The 18,261-nt window shown below is 67.8% G+C and carries 17 protein-coding genes and 4 pseudogenes; 7 read left to right on the forward strand and 14 right to left on the reverse strand.

Annotation, left to right across the window (positions count from 1 at the left end; genetic code table 11):
- Window positions 1-173, reverse strand: a pseudogene (locus J5X86_RS52745) (hypothetical protein); the annotation flags it as partial.
- An 80-nt stretch (window positions 174-253) separates the two neighbouring features.
- Entirely contained in the window at window positions 254-1,651 is a 1,398-nt protein-coding gene (locus J5X86_RS48955; RefSeq protein WP_208523054.1) for an FAD-dependent oxidoreductase, read from the reverse strand.
- Between the two features lie 139 nt (window positions 1,652-1,790).
- Here J5X86_RS48955 and J5X86_RS48960 point away from each other — a divergent pair, with 139 nt between their 5' ends.
- Window positions 1,791-2,465: an HAD family hydrolase gene (locus J5X86_RS48960; RefSeq protein ID WP_208523055.1), complete on the forward strand. Its 675-nt coding sequence runs from the start codon at window positions 1,791-1,793 to the stop codon at window positions 2,463-2,465.
- An 18-nt stretch (window positions 2,466-2,483) separates the two neighbouring features.
- Here the strand turns inward: J5X86_RS48960 and J5X86_RS48965 are convergent, their stop codons facing one another.
- On the reverse strand, window positions 2,484-2,651 hold the full coding sequence (locus tag J5X86_RS48965) for a hypothetical protein (RefSeq protein ID WP_208523056.1): 168 nt from the start codon (window positions 2,649-2,651) through the stop codon (window positions 2,484-2,486).
- 90 nt (window positions 2,652-2,741) lie between these two features.
- A complete protein-coding gene (locus tag J5X86_RS48970) occupies window positions 2,742-3,329 on the reverse strand; it encodes an IS3 family transposase (protein ID WP_308124980.1) in 588 nt (195 codons plus the stop codon).
- Here J5X86_RS48970 and J5X86_RS52330 point away from each other — a divergent pair.
- A complete protein-coding gene (locus tag J5X86_RS52330; protein WP_279595808.1) occupies window positions 3,288-3,413 on the forward strand; it encodes a hypothetical protein in 126 nt (41 codons plus the stop codon). The two genes, J5X86_RS48970 and J5X86_RS52330, sit on opposite strands and share 42 nt — an antisense overlap.
- Window positions 3,414-3,434: 21 nt before the next feature.
- On the opposite strand, the gene J5X86_RS48975 is transcribed toward J5X86_RS52330, so the two are convergent.
- From J5X86_RS48975 to J5X86_RS48990, 4 genes are all read right to left on the reverse strand, one after another.
- A complete protein-coding gene (locus tag J5X86_RS48975; protein ID WP_208523057.1) occupies window positions 3,435-3,692 on the reverse strand; it encodes a hypothetical protein in 258 nt (85 codons plus the stop codon).
- A gap of 189 nt (window positions 3,693-3,881) precedes the next feature.
- On the reverse strand, window positions 3,882-4,076 hold the full coding sequence (locus J5X86_RS53165; RefSeq protein WP_208523058.1) for a hypothetical protein: 195 nt from the start codon (window positions 4,074-4,076) through the stop codon (window positions 3,882-3,884).
- A 529-nt stretch (window positions 4,077-4,605) separates the two neighbouring features.
- Window positions 4,606-5,700 (reverse strand): PP2C family protein-serine/threonine phosphatase, encoded by a 1,095-nt coding sequence (locus J5X86_RS48985; RefSeq protein WP_308124981.1) that lies wholly within the window; start codon window positions 5,698-5,700, stop codon window positions 4,606-4,608.
- 474 nt (window positions 5,701-6,174) lie between these two features.
- Window positions 6,175-8,658, reverse strand: a complete 2,484-nt coding sequence (locus J5X86_RS48990; protein ID WP_208523060.1) for a SpoIIE family protein phosphatase — start codon at window positions 8,656-8,658, stop codon at window positions 6,175-6,177.
- Between the two features lie 633 nt (window positions 8,659-9,291).
- On the opposite strand from J5X86_RS48990, the pseudogene J5X86_RS48995 reads away from it, so the two are divergent.
- The 3 genes and pseudogenes from J5X86_RS48995 to J5X86_RS51755 all read left to right on the forward strand — a co-directional run.
- Window positions 9,292-9,645: pseudogene (locus J5X86_RS48995) on the forward strand (LOG family protein); the annotation flags it as partial.
- Window positions 9,646-9,717: 72 nt separating this feature from the next.
- A pseudogene (locus J5X86_RS53170) lies at window positions 9,718-9,829 on the forward strand (IS5/IS1182 family transposase); the annotation flags it as partial.
- Window positions 9,823-10,176: a transposase gene (locus J5X86_RS51755; RefSeq protein WP_374229504.1), complete on the forward strand. Its 354-nt coding sequence runs from the start codon at window positions 9,823-9,825 to the stop codon at window positions 10,174-10,176. The pseudogene J5X86_RS53170 and the gene J5X86_RS51755, both read left to right, overlap by 7 nt.
- Here the strand turns inward: J5X86_RS51755 and J5X86_RS49005 are convergent.
- Window positions 10,106-11,545 (reverse strand): PLP-dependent aminotransferase family protein, encoded by a 1,440-nt coding sequence (locus J5X86_RS49005; protein WP_208523061.1) that lies wholly within the window; start codon window positions 11,543-11,545, stop codon window positions 10,106-10,108. The two genes, J5X86_RS51755 and J5X86_RS49005, sit on opposite strands and share 71 nt — an antisense overlap.
- Before the next feature lie 244 nt (window positions 11,546-11,789).
- Between J5X86_RS49005 and J5X86_RS49010 the strand changes: the two are divergent.
- Window positions 11,790-12,172: pseudogene (locus J5X86_RS49010) on the forward strand (leucine zipper domain-containing protein); the annotation flags it as partial.
- A gap of 1,266 nt (window positions 12,173-13,438) precedes the next feature.
- Here J5X86_RS49010 and J5X86_RS49015 read toward each other — a convergent pair.
- From J5X86_RS49015 to J5X86_RS49035, 5 genes are all read right to left on the reverse strand, one after another.
- A complete protein-coding gene (locus J5X86_RS49015; protein ID WP_208523062.1) occupies window positions 13,439-13,822 on the reverse strand; it encodes an MmcQ/YjbR family DNA-binding protein in 384 nt (127 codons plus the stop codon).
- A 208-nt stretch (window positions 13,823-14,030) separates the two neighbouring features.
- Window positions 14,031-14,948 carry an NADP-dependent oxidoreductase gene (locus J5X86_RS49020; protein WP_208523063.1) on the reverse strand — a complete coding sequence of 306 codons (918 nt, stop codon included), beginning with the start codon at window positions 14,946-14,948 and terminating at the stop codon, window positions 14,031-14,033.
- 53 nt (window positions 14,949-15,001) lie between these two features.
- Window positions 15,002-15,649 (reverse strand): nitroreductase family protein, encoded by a 648-nt coding sequence (locus tag J5X86_RS49025; protein WP_208523064.1) that lies wholly within the window; start codon window positions 15,647-15,649, stop codon window positions 15,002-15,004.
- Between the two features lie 59 nt (window positions 15,650-15,708).
- Window positions 15,709-16,503: an isocitrate lyase/phosphoenolpyruvate mutase family protein gene (locus J5X86_RS49030; protein WP_243983308.1), complete on the reverse strand. Its 795-nt coding sequence runs from the start codon at window positions 16,501-16,503 to the stop codon at window positions 15,709-15,711.
- Window positions 16,504-16,613: 110 nt separating this feature from the next.
- Complete coding sequence (locus J5X86_RS49035; protein ID WP_208523066.1) at window positions 16,614-17,162, reverse strand: carboxymuconolactone decarboxylase family protein; 549 nt, start codon at window positions 17,160-17,162, stop codon at window positions 16,614-16,616.
- A 191-nt stretch (window positions 17,163-17,353) separates the two neighbouring features.
- Here J5X86_RS49035 and J5X86_RS49040 point away from each other — a divergent pair, with 191 nt between their 5' ends.
- On the forward strand, window positions 17,354-17,998 hold the full coding sequence (locus J5X86_RS49040; protein WP_208523067.1) for a TetR/AcrR family transcriptional regulator: 645 nt from the start codon (window positions 17,354-17,356) through the stop codon (window positions 17,996-17,998).
- Window positions 17,999-18,261: the final 263 nt, after the last annotated feature.

Below are 18,261 nucleotides of genomic sequence, written 5' to 3' on the forward strand. Positions count from 1 at the left end.
CCCATCGGCGTTCCGGGGTGCCCCGAATTCGCCTTTTGCACCGCGTCCATGCACAGTCCGCGGATCGTGTTCACCGACAGCGTGTCCAGGTCGGTCATGGCTACGCCGCCCTCCGTGCGCTCGATGGTGGTCTGAGCTTGCTTTGGGCGCCCGGCCGAGCGGGTATGGGCCATCTCACTCGCCCACTCCCACCAGCCTAGGCTCGTCCGTGTCGCCGCGCATGCTCACCTCCTTCGGGACCTCGGCGGCCTCGCTAGGTGTCGGATCGGACGATGGTCGCGAGGACGTCGTTGAATGCCTCGGTGGAGGTGGGGTGGGTGTAGACGGCGTTGCGGAGCTCGGCCGCCCGGATGCCGTGGCGCATGGCGAGCGCGACGGTGTTGATGATTTCCTGCGCGTCCACGCTGAGCAGGGCGGCGCCCAGGATCTCGTCGGTCTCGGCGTCGAGCACGAACTTCATCACCCCACGGGTGTCCTCGACGATGTACGCACGCGGCATGGCGACGATCTCGGAGACCGGCTGGCTGGCGATCCTCACCCGGTGCCCGGCCGCCCGGGCCTGTTTCTCGGTGAGTCCGACGGTGGCCAGCGGCGGGGTGATGAAGACGGTGTGCGGGATGGCGACCCGGTCGTCGGTGGAGCGCTTGCCCTCGCCGAGCAGCTGGTCGAGGACGATACGGCTGTCGTCGAGGGAGACATAGGTGAACTGCGGCCCGCCGTTGACGTCTCCGAGGGCGAAGATATGCGGCCGGCTGGTGCGCAGATGCTCGTCGACCTCGACCGCGCCGCGCTCGGTGGTGCGCACACCCGCGGCGTCCAGCGCCAGATCGCGGGTGGCCGGTGCGCGGCCGGTGGCGGCGAGGACGGCGTCGGCCTCCAGCGTGTGCCGCTGTCCGTCCGTCTCGTAGACGACGGTCGCGGAGGCTTCGCCGTCACGGATTTCCGTGACGGCGGCCCCCGTGACGATCTCGATGCGCTCCTCCACCAGGATGCTCTCGGCGACGGCGGCAACGTCGTCGTCCACCAGGCCGAAGACCTTCGGGGCCGCCTCGAGCACGGTGACCTCGGAGCCGAACCGCCCGTAGATGGAGGCGAATTCGAGGCCGAGGTAGCCACCGCCGATGATCGCCAGCCGTTCCGGAAGGATGGTGGTGTCGATCAGTTCGGTGCTGGTGACGGTGTACTGGCTGGTCCGCAGGCCGGGGATGTCGAGGACGATCGGCTCCGATCCGGTGTTGATGAGGATCGTCTCCGCGGTGATCGTCAGGGGCCCGTCGGCGGTCTCGACGCGCACGGTGTGCGGATCGGTGAACGCGGCCGCCCCTGTGATCACCGAGACGGTGTCCATGTCGTTCAGCCCGTCGTAGTTGCCACCGCGGAACAACTTGGTCAGCGCCTGCACCTCGCCGACGGAGCGCTCGTACCACTCCTGGGGCACATCCTCCGGCCGGCGCTTTCGGGAGTGGTGGACCAGTGCCTTGGTCGGCACACAGCCGACGTTCGGGCAGGTGCCGCCGTACATCCGTGCCGACCGCTCGACCAGCACCACGCGCTTGCCGAGCCGACCCATCGTGGCGGCCACCGTCTTGCCGCCCTTGCCGAACCCGATCACGAGCATGTCGGCTTGCGGGTTTCGGTTGGTGGTGCCCATGTTCGCTCCCCTTCTCGGCAGAGGGATGGAATCCACCTCCCTCTTTTCCACGGCACCACCAACACCGTGGCCCCGCAACTGGCCGCCCCCGGTGCCACCGCGCACCCTGGAAGCAGGCGGAACCGGAGGAGAACGTGTGATGGCCGGACCGATAGCAGTGCTCTTCGATATCGACGAAACCCTGGTCCACACCGGAGGCTCGGGGGCCCGGAGTTGGGCCTGGGCCTTCGACCGGTTGCACGGCGTGGCTGCCGACATCGGGGAACACACCTCGGCCGGGGAGACGGATCCGCAGGTCGGCCGGGAGACGTTCCGGGCCGTCCTCGGCCGCGAGCCCAGTCACGATGAGATGGCCCGCCTGTACGCGGCGTATCTGTGGCATCTCTCGGAGGACATCCGGACCTCGGAGGGGTATCGCGTCATGGACGGCGTCGAAGACACCCTGCGGCGGATCACGGACGCGGGGATCATCCTCGGGCTCATCTCCGGCGCGATGGAGGGCGCGGCCCGGATCAAGATGGAACCGGGCAGGCTGGGCCGCTATTTCGTGTTCGGCGCCTACGGCTCGGACTCCCAGGACCGGGCAGAGATCACCCGCCTGGCGATGGCCAAGGCCGCCCGGCTCCACGGGCGCGATCTGGGGCGCCCCGATGTCTACGTGGTCGGGGACACCCCCCGCGACATCGAGGCCGCGCGCGATGCGAACGCGACCGCGGTAGGGGTCGCGAGCGGCCACTACTCCGTGGCGCAACTGCGTGCCGCAGAGGCCGACCATGTGCTCGCGTCGCTGACCGAGCCGTTCCCGCACACATGAGAACGATCGGGCGCCGAGTCAGCCTTGTGCGGCGGCGTCCCGCTCCCGATCGTAGGCGGCCCGCGCCTCCAGCACGGAGAAGCGCTGGAGCCGGTGCCGGGTGCCGAGTTCGACATCGGCGAGGCCGTGCCAGGGCCGACGGGGCTTGATCAGCTCTATTTTGTAGAGGCTGATCTGGGATTCCATGAGCGCGTTGTCCAGGGCATCACCGACGGTGCCGATGGAGGCGTCGATGCTGGTCTCAAAGAGGTGTGCGGTGAACGCGGAAGACGTGTATTAACTGTCAGCGTCCGGATGATGAACCAGGCCGGGGCCGGCTGGTGTGCCGACGCGGTCGCGTCGCCATAGGGCCATACCGAGGGCGTCGAGGACGAGTTTGGCCCGCTTGCTGGTGGCGGCGGACCAGCCAACGATCGCCCGGGAGAAGACGTCCGCGACGAACACGACGTATACGATCCCTGACCAGGTGGCGACGTAGGTGAAGGCCGCGACCCATCCCTCGTTCGGCCGGGACTCGGTGAAGTCGCGCTGTAACAGGCCAGCCGCCCGTCCGTGCCCATCGTCGCGGATGGTGGTGCGGATCTTCCTGCCGCGGCGGGCGCCCACCAGACCCAGATCCCGCATCAGCCGGGCGACCGTACAACGGGCCACCGGTGTGTCCTCACGGTGCAGCTGCCGCCATACCTTCCGGACCCCGTAGACGCTGAAGTTGTCGGCATGGACGCGGCCGATCTGCGTCTTCAAATCGGCGTTGCGAACCGCCCTGGCACTGGGGGTGCGCTTCTTGGCGGCGTAGTAGGTGCTCGTTGCGATCTTCATTCCGTGGTCGACCAGGACACGGCAGATCGGCTCGACTCCGAACACTTGCCGGTGCTCGTCGATGAACGCTACGAGCGCTTCGACGGCCGGTCGAGCTCGGCCGCGATGAAAGCCGACGCGGTTTGCTGAGGAGGAACCTTCCGTAGCACGTTACAGCCCTCGCCGTCGGGCGACGGCGAAAGCCCGCAGCAACTCCGGCATCACTGTAGATGGGTCTCCGGTGGCCACCCAGCGGAAGTGGGCCACCATCATTACGTTATCGAAGCTCTCTCGCACGAACCCATCCACGATGCCTGGGCCGGCCACGCGTTCACGAACCACGACTTCGCCCGGTTCGACCTCGTTCGCGATCTGCTGGTAGCACCCAGTGTCGGGGCAGCCCTTGAACTCGTAAATCCAGTGACCCATGCCTGACCTCCTGCCGAGAGCAACGAGTGCGCCGCCGATCTGTCAGCCAGGAAAGCTGTGGAAACATCCGAAGGGAGCAACGGTATTCACGTGGTGAAGGCCACACCCGTGACCACCGACGGCAGCACAACTTGAAGGTCCGCGCAGTTGCCGAACACGTGCGACCGTCGGGAGCGAGGCTCCGCAGCCTCAGCCTCGACCCTGGTGGTGACTAGCGAGGAGGCCGTGGTTGCTGTGCTGCCGGCCGTCCGTGCTGCGCGTCCTTGCCAACTGGCGCCTCGCCTCGCCCAAGTCCTGCTGCCGGGCGCCGGAGGCTCCGGCGGTGGCGTCCACGTCGTGCCCTTGGGCGTCGCCGATCTCCAGGGCGATGGCACCGTCGGGCATGACGAAGGCGTTGTACCAGTCTCCGCCGATGTCGAGCCCGTCTCGGCTTGGTCGGTAGCGGGCGACCTCCAGGCCCGGGAGGTGCCATGGTCTGCTGCGGCGCCGTGGCCGGCTCGACTCGTGCCTTTTGTAATCTGACGCGCTTCAGTGTCTGGCCTGCAAGGTCGGCAAGAGTACCCATGAAGGCCCGCCCGTCCGGGGACGAGTGGTGCTCGCTGTCGTAGGTCACTAACCGGGCCCCGAGCGGCTGATCGCCGCCCGGGCTGAGGGAGGTGATCGAGATGGCGTAGCCGGAGTCGAGCTGGTCGAAGTACGGCATCATGGCCCCGTGCGGCCAGCGGCGTATGTAGTCCTCCCGGTTGGGAATGAACTGTGGCTTGCCGGTGCGGATCACATAGGGCAGCGTGTTGCGGGCGTCCAGCGGCAGGCCGTGCAGGGCGGCCACCGGTATCGGGATCCCGGCATCGGAGGAGACGCGCAGGTGGCCTTCCGTGATGAACCCGCTGGTTTTTCTTCAAGCGCACCTTCGTCACGAAACCCACCGGTTCTCGGAGATCCGGGCCGGGACGCGCGCCTCGTCGCGCTGCAGCACGATCAGGGCCATGTCGTCGGCGAGCGGCCCGCCCGTATGCGCCCGCAGGTCTGCGCCGATCCTGTGCACGAGCTCATCCGGACGCTGATCGGTCCAAGCCGTCACTCGCTCCGCGAGGGGGTAGAAGCTGCCCATGCTGTCCCGGGCCTCGGTGACTCCGTCCGTGTACAGCACCAGCCGGTCACCCGGGGCGAAACGGAAGGTCAATGGGGCGTACTCGGTCTCCGTCAGGGCGCCAAGACCCAGCGGGGGAGCTGGGGCACTGACTTCCAGGGGCGTGACGTGCCCCCCGTGCAGCAGAAGCGGCGGCAGATGGCCGAAACTGATCAGACGGGCACAGGGCTGGTCGTCCGGGATCTCCAGCACGGCCGCCGTGACGAAGCGTTCACCGGGCCATTCGTCAGGATCCCCGCGGTTCGACTGGCCCAGGTCCCAGCGCACATCGGACTCCAGGGCGGACGCGAGCCCGGACAGTGTGGAGTGCCGGTGCGCGTTGAAGCGGAAGGCACCGAGGACGGTCTCGATGTCCCCGATGGCCCCGAGCCCCTTGCCGCGCGCATCCCCGATGATCAGCCGGGTGGGGCCAGGCGCGCGGACCAGTGCGTACAGGTCTCCACCGATACGGGCTTCGGTCTCGGCGGCCACGTACGTCGACGCCAGGGACACCGCTCCCGCGCGTCGCGGCAGTGGCCGCAGCAGCACGGACTGCGCGGCTTCCGAGACCTGGCGCACCCTGGCCAGGTGGCGCTGATGCTGCTCGCGCAGACGGGTGGCGATCAGGAGCAGCGCCGAGAACAGCACCAGGGACAGCATCTGCACGAGTACGTTCTCGGTGGTCAGCGTGCGCCGTTCGGCTCCGGCGACGACCAGCGCCGCCAGGGCGAGCAGAGCGGTGACGGCGGTGCGGCGGGTGTCGGCGAAGGTGGCGGCGAGCGCGAGCGGGATGACCAGCAGATGGGCGAGGTGGATGTCCGACGGCAGGAACCAGTCGGCCACCGGAATCGCCACGATCGGCACGGACCACAGGGCCACCCATCGGTAGCCCCGCCATCCGCTCGGTGCCCTAGTCGTCTGCAATGGCGGTCTGCTCTGCATTGTTCTCCCAGGTTCGGCGCGCACGGCAATGAAGCGACGCCGCTCGGTACGCACACCGAGCTGCATCAGGGCACAGGACACCGTGAAGAGCAGCCGTTCGTACGTCCACAGACTGCTGTATCCGGTCGCTTCGACCGCGTTGCAGATCCACTCCCGATCTTGGGCGCGGACGAAGTCCGAGCTTCACGAAACCTCCGATGTAGTCGTTGGAGTTTGGCGGCAAGGCGGCGAGGCCGGATGGGACTTTCCACCCCGACGCCGGGCTGCCGCTGCTGCTGGTGTGGTGTGGTGTTGTCTGGTGTGGGAGTGTATGTCCGTTATCCAGTCACATAAATAGTACGTATGAGCTGCCGGTCTTCTCGGGGCGCAGGCACTGGCCTCCCAGCGCTTGAGTCGGGCGGGTAAGTGGTTTCACGCACTGGCTGGCAGTTGCTGATCAGCCCAGATGAGTTTGCCGTGCGGGATGTGGCGGGTTCCCCATCGGCGGGACAGTTGACTGACGAGGAAGAGTCCGCGGCCGTGTTCGTCGGTGGTGCGGGGGTGTCGCACAAACGGGTGGCTGTGGCTGGCGTCGCAGACTTCGCAGGTCAGCATCTCGTGCCGGATGAGGCGTAGGCCGATCATGCGGTCGCTGCTGCGGTCGCTGTTGCCGTGGATGATGGCATTGGTGAACAGTTCGCTGACGATCAGTCCTGTGGACTCGGCTAGGTGTTCCAGTCCCCACTGGGCCAGCTGCCGGGCAGCGAGAGTTCGGGCACGGCTGACGACGGCGGGGTCGCTGGGGAACCGCCAAGACGCGACCTGGTCTGCGCTTAGCGAGCGGGTCCGTGCGAGGAGCAGAGTGACATCGTCGTTCTGCGGCTCGGTCCGCAGCGTGTCCACCGTGGACGAGCACAGACCGTCCAGTGTGAGGTCGGGCCGTGCGAGGGCTGTGCGGAGACGGTTCATGCCGGCGCTGATGTCCTGGTCGCGGGCTTTGATCAGACCGTCGGTGTAGAGGGCGAGCACGCTTCCTTCGGCGAGTTCCAAGGTTACGGACTCGAAGGGGACCAGTCCGAGGCCGAGCGGTGTTCCGGTGGGCAGGTCGGGGAAGGTGACGTGGCCGTGCGGGTCGATGATCGCGGGCGGGGGGTGGCCGGCCCGTGCCATGGTGCAGGTGCGGGTGACCGGGTCGTAGACCGCGTACAGGCACGTGCCGACCATCGTGGTGGTGGCCGGGTGCCGGGGGTCGGCTTCCGCCTCGGTGAGGCGGATGACCTGCTCGTCGAGGCGGGACAGTACTTCGTCGGGAGGCATGTCCATGTCGGCGAGGGTGCGCGTAGCGGTGCGGAGTTGGCCCATCTTCGCCGCCGCGTTGATGCCGTGTCCGACCACGTCGCTGACGACCAGGGCGACGCGGGCGCCGGAGAGGGGGATCACGTCGAACCAGTCACCCCCGATGCCGTGGTGGCTGTCGGCCGGCAGGTAGCGCCAGGCCACATCAGCGGCGGAGCCGCCTGTGGCGCGGTGGGGGAGCAGCAGGCGCCGCAGGGCCAGAGCCGTGGAGCGTTCGCGCACGTATTGGCGGGCGTTGTCCAGGGCCAGTGCTGTCCAGCTGACGAGTTCCTCGGCCAAGAGCAGGTCGTCCTCCTCGAACGGCCTGGGGTCCTTCGTCCGCACGAAGACCGCCACGCCCAGCACTGCGTCCCGGGCGTGGATCGGGACGACCATCAACGAGTGCATGGCGTGCTCGCGGAGCTTCTCCGCCCGCGCCGCGTCGTAGTGGTCCAGCCATGTGCCCGGGGATGCGTCCAGCATGGGCTCGAAGTGGGATTTCCCGGAGCGCAGGACACCGGTGAAGGGTGAAGTGGGCGGGACGAAGACCGGTTCTCCGCGAGCGGACAGGGACTCCGGAGTTCCCGGGTGGATCGAGGCCAGGCCCGCACGGCGGAAGACGGGGATGTGTCCGACCTGTGGGCCGAGATGGGCCAAGGGCTCCTCGCCGAGTGGGACGGACTCCGCCAGGTCGACGGTGGCGTAGTCCGCGAGGGACGGCACGGCCAGGTCGGCCAGTTCCTGTCCGGTCTGCATGACGTCCGAAGTGGTGCCGATGCGCCTGCTGGCCTCGCCGAGGATGGCCAGACGCTCTCGCGCCCGTCGGCTGTCGGTGACGTCCACGCTCACGACGCACACGCCCAGCGCGCGACCCTGCGCGTCGTCGAGGCGGAAGTAGGACGCCGTCAATATGCGGTTGCTTCGCACATTCGCCGGCAGGAAGGCCTGGTAGTCCACGTTGATCGCCGGGTCGCCGCTCTCCAGCACCTGGTGCATCAGTGCCTCCAGCGTTTCGGCCTCCGTCCCGGGCGCCGCCTCCGTCAGCCTGCGGCCCAGCCGCTTGGGGAGAGAGATGCCGTCCTTGGAGCCCTGGGTGTCGTTCACCCGGATGCAGCGCAGGTGCGTGTCCCGTACGACGACACCGATCGGCAGGCGGCTCGGCAGCGTAGCGAGGAGCGGCTCCGCCACTGTGGCCTCGGCCGGCCACGCGGGAAGCAATGCCTTGTCGGTCGCACAGACCACCCACCACTCCAGGCCGTCCTGCCCGGACAGCGATGACACGCACAGGCACACGTCGATGATGCGGCCGTCACGGTGGCGCACCTGCGCGAGGTCGGACCAGCGGCCACGGAGGGTGCTCTCTTGTGCGGCTTGCGAAGCCTTTGCTCGGTCATCAGCGGCTACCAACAGGGCACCGGCGGACCGCCCCACCACCTCCACAGCCGAGTAGCCCACGAGCCGCTGAGCGCCTTGCGACCATCCGACCACCGTCCCCTGCGCGTCGAGGAGAGCTATCGCTGGGCAGACTGTTTCGATGGCTGTCTGAGCCTCGGAGACTGCTGTCTCTGCGGAACTGCCCATTGCTCTTCCCTTCTGTGTTCCCCCGGCGATTCTGTGTTCCCCCGGCGATGCGGTCCCTAGCTGCTCGGCTGTCTAGTGGATGGACAGGTCCAGGGCAGGAGTGATCGAGCTGCCAGGCACGGCGGGCCACAGCTCATTCACACTTCCCTCCACGGTGGCTGCGGCGGTGGTCTCGGGCCGTCAGACGTCCTCCGGCGGGACCCCTGTCGGGGCGCGGGTGCGGCCAGCGGGCCGTCGGCTGACACCGACGGCAGCAACACGGCCGTCCGGTGACTCCCCGCCTGCTCTGTACCCGGGAAAGGCGCCCATGAGCCACAGGGAGACCATCACGGTGCGGTGTCCAGGCCGATCAAGCTCTGAGGCCTCGGGCGCGAGCTTCGCGTGTGCTCGGGGCGACGCCGCGGGCTTCCGCGCGCTTCGTTTGTGCTCATGTCTGCGACGCTACGTACCCAGCGGCACCGGCGTATGGTCCATTTCTATGACAAATTCCCAGACCAATTCTGCGGACAAAGCAAGCTCGTGATCTACGGAGCTGGGACACTGACCCGCTCCCGAGTGTGGCGCTCCGAACATGCGACGTGGCGCTCCGGCTTCGCGGGGCAAACGGTCTGACAACATCGGTGTCTTCCTCTAGCCACTGACCTCGACGAGCTCTACACCCAGCGGACCCGCGAGTTCGGGGAGTTCATTGGCAGGCCCGGCCACACCCTGGTCGGGGCGGATCCGATACCGGGCTGATGAAGGTCGTCACCGACGGTGTGCAGGCGTCGGGAGGGCGGCTCACGGGGCTCTCGGTCGATTTTCTCCGGAAGTGGGTCGGGATGGATGCCGACGAAATGACGTTCGTCAGGCATCTCGCCGAACGGAAGGCACGGTTGCTCGCCGTGTACGACGCAGTAGTGGTGATGCCCGGCGGCGTGGGCACGCTGGAGGAAGTGACCGAGGTCCTGGAGCTTGAGGAAGCACGGCCTGTACGACGAGCCCGTGGCATTCGAGCGGATGCTCAGGGCTGCACAGGCGAAGGCTGATGCGGCCGGAGACATCCGACTGGCTGTGTCGGTCGACTCCACGATCGTGCGGGCCGACCACCACGCCGCCGGGGCGTGAAAAGGGGGGCGCCGGGCACTCGGGCGGTCGCGCGGTGGTCTGACCAGCAAGATTCATCTGCCCTGCGATGCCTTCGGTCGTCCCCTCGCCTTCGTGGTCACGGGCGGCAACACCCACGACTGCACCCGGTTCAACGCCGTCGTGGAAGCGATCCGGGTGCCCCGCATCGGCCCGGGGCGCCCCTGGACCAGGCCGTCTCAGGTCATCGGCGACAAGGGCTACAGCTCGAACGTGGTCCGCACCCGGCTCCGTCGGCGGAGCATCGCTCACACGAACGAATCTCGGCAGGGACGCTCCCGGTCCGGGCAGAGGCGCGTCCGCTCCGCCCTCGGAACCCCGTCTAGGGCAGCACCCTGCACAGTGCGTCCAGTGCGCCTGCCCACGCGCTGTCCGAGGGCGCCGCGTAGTTGACCACCAGGGCATCCCGTTCGGGCAACTGCCATCCGCAGTCCGCCACTTCGTAGCGGAACTGCGTCAACCCCCTGATCGCCAGACCTTGCCGGGCCGCGTCCTGGACCACCGAGCTCTCACTTCCATGCGGGAGTTCGAGGACCGTCTGCAGTCCTGCAGCCATCCCGGTCACACGAATGCCGGGAGCCCTCCGGCGCAGGACCTCGACCAGCTGATCGCGGCGACGCCGGTAACGCAGCCGCATCGAGCGCACATGACGGTCGTACGCACCCGAGGCGATGAATTCCGCCAGCGTCAGCTGCTCCAGGGCGCTCGTCATGTAGTCGCCGTGCCCTTTGGCCGCCACGATCTCCGGGACGAGTTCCTCCGGCAGCACCATCCATCCGAGCCGTACCCCCGGCGCCAGGGACTTGCTCACGGAACCGAAGTACACCACCCGCTCCGGATCGAGGCACTGCAGGGCCCCCACCGGCTGACGGTCGTACCGGAACTCCCCGTCGTAGTCGTCCTCCAGGATCAGGCCGCCCGTGGCACGTGCCCACTCGACGGCCGCCGTGCGCCGGTCCGGGCGGAGCGCGACCCCCGTCGGGTACTGGTGCGCCGGGGTCATCAGCACCGCCCCCACGTCGCGCAGTCGCGCGAGGTCTTCGATGCGTGCGCCATGGTCATCGACGTAGAGGGGCGGGGTGCGCAGGCCGGCGTTCGCCAGCAGGTCGCGATACAGGCCGAGTCCGTAGACCTCGACGGCCACCCCTCGCACCCGCCGCACCCTGAGCGCCTGCGCCATCAGCGCCAGGCCGTGGTGGAAACCGGAACAGATGACGATCCGGTCCGGCTCGGCATACACCCCGCGGGCCCGGCCGAGGTAGTCGGCGAGTGCGGTGCGCAGCTCCATCCGGCCGCGGGCGTCGCCGTAGCCGAAGGCATCGTGTGGCGCGGCGGTCAAAGCCCGGCGAGCCGCGGTGAGCCACTGCGTGCGCGGAAAGGTCGCGAGGTCCGGTGCACCGGTCCACAGGCCATACCGGGAACGGGGCTCGTCCGGCCTCGTGCGAGGAGCGTCGGGCGCGGGCCTGTGCGGCTCGACCCGGGTGGCCACCCGGGTCCCGGAGCCCTGCTGGGCGGTGAGCCAGCCCTCAGCGACCAGCTCGGCGTAGGCCTCGACCACGGTGTGACGCGAGACGCCGAGATCCGCGCCGAGCGAGCGGGAGGCCGGCAGCCGGCTGCCGGGCGCCAGACGCCCCGTCCGCACGGCCTCCCTCAAGGCGTCGGTGAGCCCTGCACGCAGCCCGGGTCCGCGCAGCTCCAGATGCAGGTCGGCACCGAAGGCGGGGGGCGGACCGGCCGCGGAATTGGTCCGGGAACCTGTCATGTAAATGAACCGTACTCCCATACCATCGACTGGCTGGTCGTCCCATTGGGCCACGCTGCGAGCCACCGCAGTCTCGTCGTGGTGACGACCGCACCGCGAGCGTGTTCGCCGCAAGCACGGATTGGGTGTGTTGTCCTGGCACGTTGGTGGCGGGCGACGCGCCGTGAGGGGTGCTTGAACGGGACGAGGGCTTCTGGTTTCGGTGTGGATTGCGACATCTGCCACTGGCATCAGGAGGCCCTCGTTGATCCAACGTAACGCCCCGCTGCCCCCACTGGCAGGCTGCGTCTGGCCCGGTGTGTCATCGAGGACGGCTGGCCGCTGCGGCGGGCGGCCGAACGGTTTCAGGTCAGCCACACCACCGCCGCCCGCTGGGCCCACCGCTGCCGCCACCACGGGGCAGCCGGCCTGAGCGACCGCTCCAGCCGCCCCCACCACTCACCACGCCGGACACCCGCCCCCGTGGAGGAACAGGTGCTGCGGATGCGGCGTGAACACCACATCGTCCCGCTGCGGCTGGCCGGCTGTGCATCCGTCGCCGCCTCCACCGCCCACCGCATCCTCCAACGCCACGGCCTGCCACCCCTGGCCACGCTGGATTGGGCCACTGCCGAACCCGTCCGCCGCCCCTGGAGTGGGCACGCGCCACGAGCCCCGAGAGCCGCCACCTGCTGGAGCGCCTCCGGTCCTGAATCGTCGCCTCCGAGGCGTTGTCCCTCCGCGCTGGCGGAGGGCAGGAGATCATCCGTCACAGCACGCACCGCATCAAGGACGAGGAGGTGAACGAGACGAAATCGGCAAGATCGATCCCGGAGCCGGTGATCCGTCGGCTCGACGCACGACTCGACCTGCTCGGTGAGGCCCTCACCTGCGGCGATCTTGCGCCGGAGGACGTCAAACCGATGTTCCAGACGGCCTGCATCGTCCTGCGCGACACCGGGCGGCGACCGCGGGAACTCTGTGAGTTGCGGGCGGACTGCCTGGAATTCGACGATGGCGAGTACAGCGTGCTCTGGGACAACCGCAAGGCCCGCAGGCGGCGGCGCCGACTGCCTATCGCATCCCAGACGGTCGAGGCCATCAGCGATGGCTGGAACGACAGGCCGAACTGGAGCTGCCCGCGGGTGGCCACCGCTTCCTGGTCCACCGCGGACCGCTGCCGGCGGCATCGCCCGTCTGGACGGCCGGGTGCTGTACCGGGCCCTTCGCGCCCGGGGGAAAGCCCTCCCTCTCCTCGACTCCGAGGAGACCGGCAAGGACGGTCGTCCGCTGTCGTAGCCGAAGGCGGTATTCGGGGCGTCCTGGTTGAGACCAAGCTTCTCCTGGGCCCAGCGGCCGCCCCAGGACGTGGTGTTGAAGGTGGGCCGGGTACGGAACGGCTGGGCCGCCAGGTTCCGCAGGGTCCGGCGAAGCACTGGTCCGGACAGCCCCGCGGGTGCAGCGAGGTCCTGGCAGCCGATGCGGTTGGCCAAGGAGTCACGGTGCCGGTCGAGCAATGGCCAGTCTATGGAGAACAGCCGCTTGGCCGTGGGAGGGCCGTCGTCCTCGCCGTGGCCGAGGTTGCGCGCGGTTCCAGCGGCGACCGCAGCCTCCGCGCACCGTTTGGGCGTGTCCATGTACCAGAGCACGTCGTGGGGGGCCACGGCGGCGCCGGGCCCGAAAATGAGTGCCACTGCGGTGTTCGTGTCGCAGCAGCCGTCCGTACTCTGGTTCTGCCTTGAGGGTGACGATGTTCGTCCGGGGCGTCCGTGACGATCAGGACGAACTTGCCCGCCACCTTGTAGACGTCCAGCTGCTCGGTGAACGGGCGCCCGTGGCTGGCCCCGGGCAGCGCCAGTGCGGTGTCGCGCGCTCTGTCCTGGAGCTTGTCGCCGCTGATGGGCATGACGAAGGTCAGGCGCGGCGGCCGTAGGTGCGCGGATCCACGGGCTGCTCGGACTTGGGAAGCCCGCCGACCACGAGACGGTAGGAGTCGATCACGAGCTCCTTCACTAGCTTCTCGTCGATGGTGCCCCCGCCTTCCACCGTGATCCAGTGCCTCTTGTTCATGTGATAGCCGGGGGTAACGTCTGCGTACTGCTCACGCAGGGCTGCGGCGTCGTCCGGATCGGCTTTCAGGATCACGACGGGGCGCCCCGGCATGTCGGTCATGAGCATGAAAACTTTGCCGCGAGCCTTGTAGAGGCGCCAGTCGGGGCCAAAACGATGCTCCAGATCGGTGCCGGGCAGTCCCACAGCGCAGTCGCCCGCGATTTTCTGCAGCTCCTGTCCGTCCAAGGTGATCAACTCCTCTATCGATCCGAGTGCCCTGACCGCCCGGCCAAGGGACCAAGGTGGCGTCTCCCGCGTGGCGGCCACGAACGGCGGCGGTCGGGTCCGACATGGCCGGCGAGCGCGGTGAGTTCGGCGGCGTCGCGGCCGAGCCGCTTCATCTCGTACACCGTGAGGATGCCCCGCCCGCCGGTCGGACTGTGGCCGTCACTGCCTACGGGCGCACGCGGATGACCGTCTTCCCGTTGCGCCGCGTGGTCGGGTTGAGGGCTCCAACGGCATCATCGAAGCTCGCGACGTCATCGATGTTTGTCCGCAGCCGTCCGTCCCGCACTCGCTGCACGATCTCACCCAGTTCGGCACGATCGGCCTCGACAACGAAGTCCACCGCCAGGCCGTCAGCGGGCCGCGCCTCGACCGGGCCGACGACGGACACCAGCGTTCCTCCGGCCTTGATCAGGGCAGCGGACCGCCTCTGAACGTCGCCACCGATGACATCGAAGACCAGATCGACGTTGCCGACGTCTTGCAGCGCGTCGTTCTCGAGGTCGACGAACTCATGCGCGCCGAAGTCGAGCGCCTTCTCACGGTCGGCGGTGCGTCCGGTGCCGATGACGTAAGCGCCGGCCTCGCGTGCGAGCTGGGTCACCATCGTCCCGACTGCCCCGGCCGCGCCATGGGCGAGGACGGTCTGGCCGGCCTGAAGGCGGCCGTGCTGGAACAGCCCCTGCCACGCGGTCAGACCTGAGATCGGCAGGGACGCGCCTACGGTGAAGTCGACGTCGCCGGGCAGCGGCGCGAGGTTGCGTGCTTCGATCGCCACGTACTCCGCCAGGGTGCCGTCACGGTGCCAGTCGGCGAGGCCGAACACCCGCTGCCCGACCGACAGCCCCGTCGTGCCGTAGCCGAGGGCGGTGACCACTCCGGCCAGCTCGTGGCCGGGGATCGACGGCGACTTGTCACGGCCGGCGCGATCGGCCCAGGTCGATGGCCACTCCAGCTCTGTCGGGACGAAGCCCGATGCGTGAATCTGAACGATGACGTCGTTGATCGCTGCGGGCGGCTCAGGCCGCTCGGTCAGCGTCATCCCGGCCGTTCCCGCGGCCTGGTCGGTTACCACGATGGCTTTCATTGAGATTGCCCTCTTCCTCGTATGTGTGTGGGTTCTGGTTTCCGAGTGGGTGTTTAGGCGAAGGTGAACAGATGGCCGGGGTCGAATCGCGAGATCGGAGTGGTGTACTGCTTCTTGGGGTCGGGGTAGCCGAGGGCCAGCAGCAGCGTTGTGCTGTGTCCGGTCTCGCGGATCTTGAACGCCTTGTCGACGCTGGTCGGATCGAACCCCTCCAGCGGCGTGGCCTCGATGCCGAGCTCAGCGGCCGCCATCATGGTCAGGCCCACCGCCAGGTAGGTCTGCTTCTCCATCCAGTGGTTCAGGTCCTTGTAGCCATAGTTGCGCAGATTGAGGAAGTCTCGGGTCATTGATTCCCACAGCTCCTGCTTTGACAGGTCAGGGAACCGGCCGTCGGCCTTCTCCTTCGTGAACACCGCCTCGAGGTGGCTGTCAGGCACATCTGCCCGGGTGGTGAGGATGATGGTGTGCGACGCGTTCAGGATCTTCTCGCCGTTGTCCTGGAATCGTTCGCCCAGGTTGTTGGCGAGCCGCTCTTTGCCTTCGGGCGTGGCGAGGACGTAGAAGTGGTTGGGCTGTACGTTCACCGACGAGGGCGTCGAGCGCAGGAACCTCAGCAGCTGCTGAAGTGTTTCCTCCGGAATGGTCTTGCTGGGGTCGAAATACCTGGTGAGGTGCTTGCTCATGAGCTTGTCGAGGTCCATGTCGGCCTGCCTTCTTCCTGTGATGAATGGGTGAGGGGCGGCGGTTCGCCAGGGGTGGGCTAGTCCTTGCCGCGGGCAAGTAGTTCGCTGATGCGCTCGAAGCTGATTCCTGTCGTCGCGGCGGTGAGGTCACCCGTGACGAGAGCCTTGGCGGCCTGTTCGAGTGCCCCCATTGCGTGGGTGTAGAGCGCCGGACCCACGCTGATGCGCTTGACTCCGGCCTTCCGCAGTTCAGCGACGGTCAGCACCTTGTCCGCCGGCGAGATGAGGACGTTGACCGGCGTCGGCGCGACGGCGGTGACGATCGCGGTCAGGGCATCGAGGTCGGGTGGGTAAGGGGCGTAGAGCACATCCGCGCCGACCTCGGCGAAGGCCGTCAGACGCCGGATGGTGTCGTCGAGATCGGGCCGCTGCTGGATGAAGTTGTCGGTGCGGCCGGTGACCACGATGCGTCCCTTGGCCGCGTTGACGGCACTGCGCATGCGGTTGACGGCATCGTCGAAGTCGCGGATCGGTTGACCGGGATTGCCCGAGGTGTCTTCGATCCCGATACCGGCCAGGCCGGACGCCACGGCGGCTTCCACGCTCGCAGCGACGTCTTCAGGCGTGTCGCCGTAGCCGTCCTCGAAGTCTCCGTTGACGGGCAGCCCGGTGAGCTGACCGAACAGCCGCGCGTGCTCGAGATGCTCGCCAAGGGTGACTTCGTGACGCCCGTCGGACCGGCCGAGCGTGGCAGCGAACGCCGCGGACGATGTCGCGATCGCCTCGAAGCCGGCCTCGGCCAGCATCAGCGCCGAGAGGCCGTCCCATGCGTTCGGCATGACGAGGCCACCGTCGCGTGTATGCAGTGCCATGAACGTCTCATAGAGTTCGGAGCCCGGCATACCGAACCTTTCTCGAGTGATCGTTTGGGGCGGCGAGGGGTTCACCGCCTATGTGCGTGCCTCGACGGGGGTTCCGGCGGTCAGCCGGGCGTACCGCCCGAGTTGACGGCGGGGATGTCGATGTCGGTCTGGTTGACGTTGTTGAGGAAGTTGGTCAGCAGCACCTGCGCCGCCACCGTGACGATCGCCAGGATCTGCGGGTCGGTGTACCCGGCGCCTCGCACAGCCGCCAGGTCGGCGTCGCTGACCTGCCCGCGGCTGTCGACCACCTGCTGGGCGAAACGAGCGACCGCGGCGCGCTTGGGATCGATCGAGCTCCCGGCCCGGGCCAAGTCGATGTCATCGCTCGACATGCCACCGAGCTCGGACGATACGTACGTGTGCATCGCCAGGCAGTAATCGCAGCCGTTGGCTTGCGACACGGCGAGCGCGATGGTGTGCCGGGTCTTCGCGTCCAGAACCCGGCTCAAGGTGCCCTGCAGTGTCATGACGACGTCGAGGACGGTCGGGTTCGACGCGAGAGTCGCGAACATGTTCGGGACGAAGCCGAACTGTGCGCCGATGGTGTCGAGGGTGCTCTGCGCACCGGCGGGGACATCGTCGGGAGCGGGAACGGTCAGCCGTGACATGGCGGATCAGCCTCCGGTGTGTGGGTGAGTGGTGATCGTCGGACCCGGGCCGGGCTCGTGGTGCTGGAGAGGTCCAGTCCTCGTGGTGACTGCGGTCTCATCCGCATTTTTCTGGGCTGCCCAGCCCATTTCTTAGAGTTAACGTCACTCGGTCCTGGGCTGTCAAGCCCAATCTGGGGTTATCCTGGAGCATGACCACCAACACGGCGGCTCCGGCGCCTGGCAGGCTCACGTCCAAAGGGAAGGCGACGCGTGCCCGCATCCTGGAGCATGCTGCTGAGCTGATTTACACAAAGGGTGTCCACGCGACGAACAACGAGCAGCTCCGCCGCGCCGCTGGCGTCAGTGGATCGCAGCTCAACCACTACTTCCCGACCAAGGAGAGCCTCGTCCTGGCCGTGATCGCCTGGCAGGCCGAGCGCGTCCTCACCTTCCATCGCAGTGAGCGATTCGCCTGCTTCGACAACCTCGACGCGTTTCGGGCGTGGGCCGATTTCTACGTCGGCTACGAGCGCGCCTACCAGGAAGGCTGCACCCTCGGCTCCCTCGCGAGCGAGATCATCAAGACGGACCTTGACGTTCACGACGAGCTCGCGAGTGTGTTCGACCAGTGGAGGGTCATCTTCCGCGATGGAATCGCGCGTATGCAGCAACTCGGCCGCATCAGCCCTGAGGCAGATCCCACGCAGCTGGCCAATCTGCTCCTTGCCGCCTTCCAGGGCGGCATGCTTCTCGCCCAAGTCGCGCGGGACATCGCCCCACTGAAAGACGCGTTGCAGTCAGCCATCGACTACGTGCAGACCTTCGCGACGTCTCCCGACCCCGGCGTACTCTAAGCTCGGTAGCCGCTTCCACGTGTATGGGTCAGCGGAGCTTGGCATTACGTGCTTGTTTGTGATCCGGGTGGCTGCCCTTAGTGACGTGCGTTAGGTGTTGATCCGGGGCCAGACTCGGTCCATGGGTTCTCGAGGATGTCCGCGTACTCGTCTGAGTGCACCACTGCGTACGAAGTTATGTGCACCACTGCTCAGGCCACGTCGGTCTCCCGCTCGATGGCCTGGAGGCGGTTCTTGAGCCGGTAGCTGTTGCCGTTGATCGA

This window comes from Streptomyces sp. NEAU-YJ-81 (genome assembly GCF_017592595.1).
Taxonomy (GTDB): domain Bacteria; phylum Actinomycetota; class Actinomycetes; order Streptomycetales; family Streptomycetaceae; genus Streptomyces; species Streptomyces hygroscopicus_B.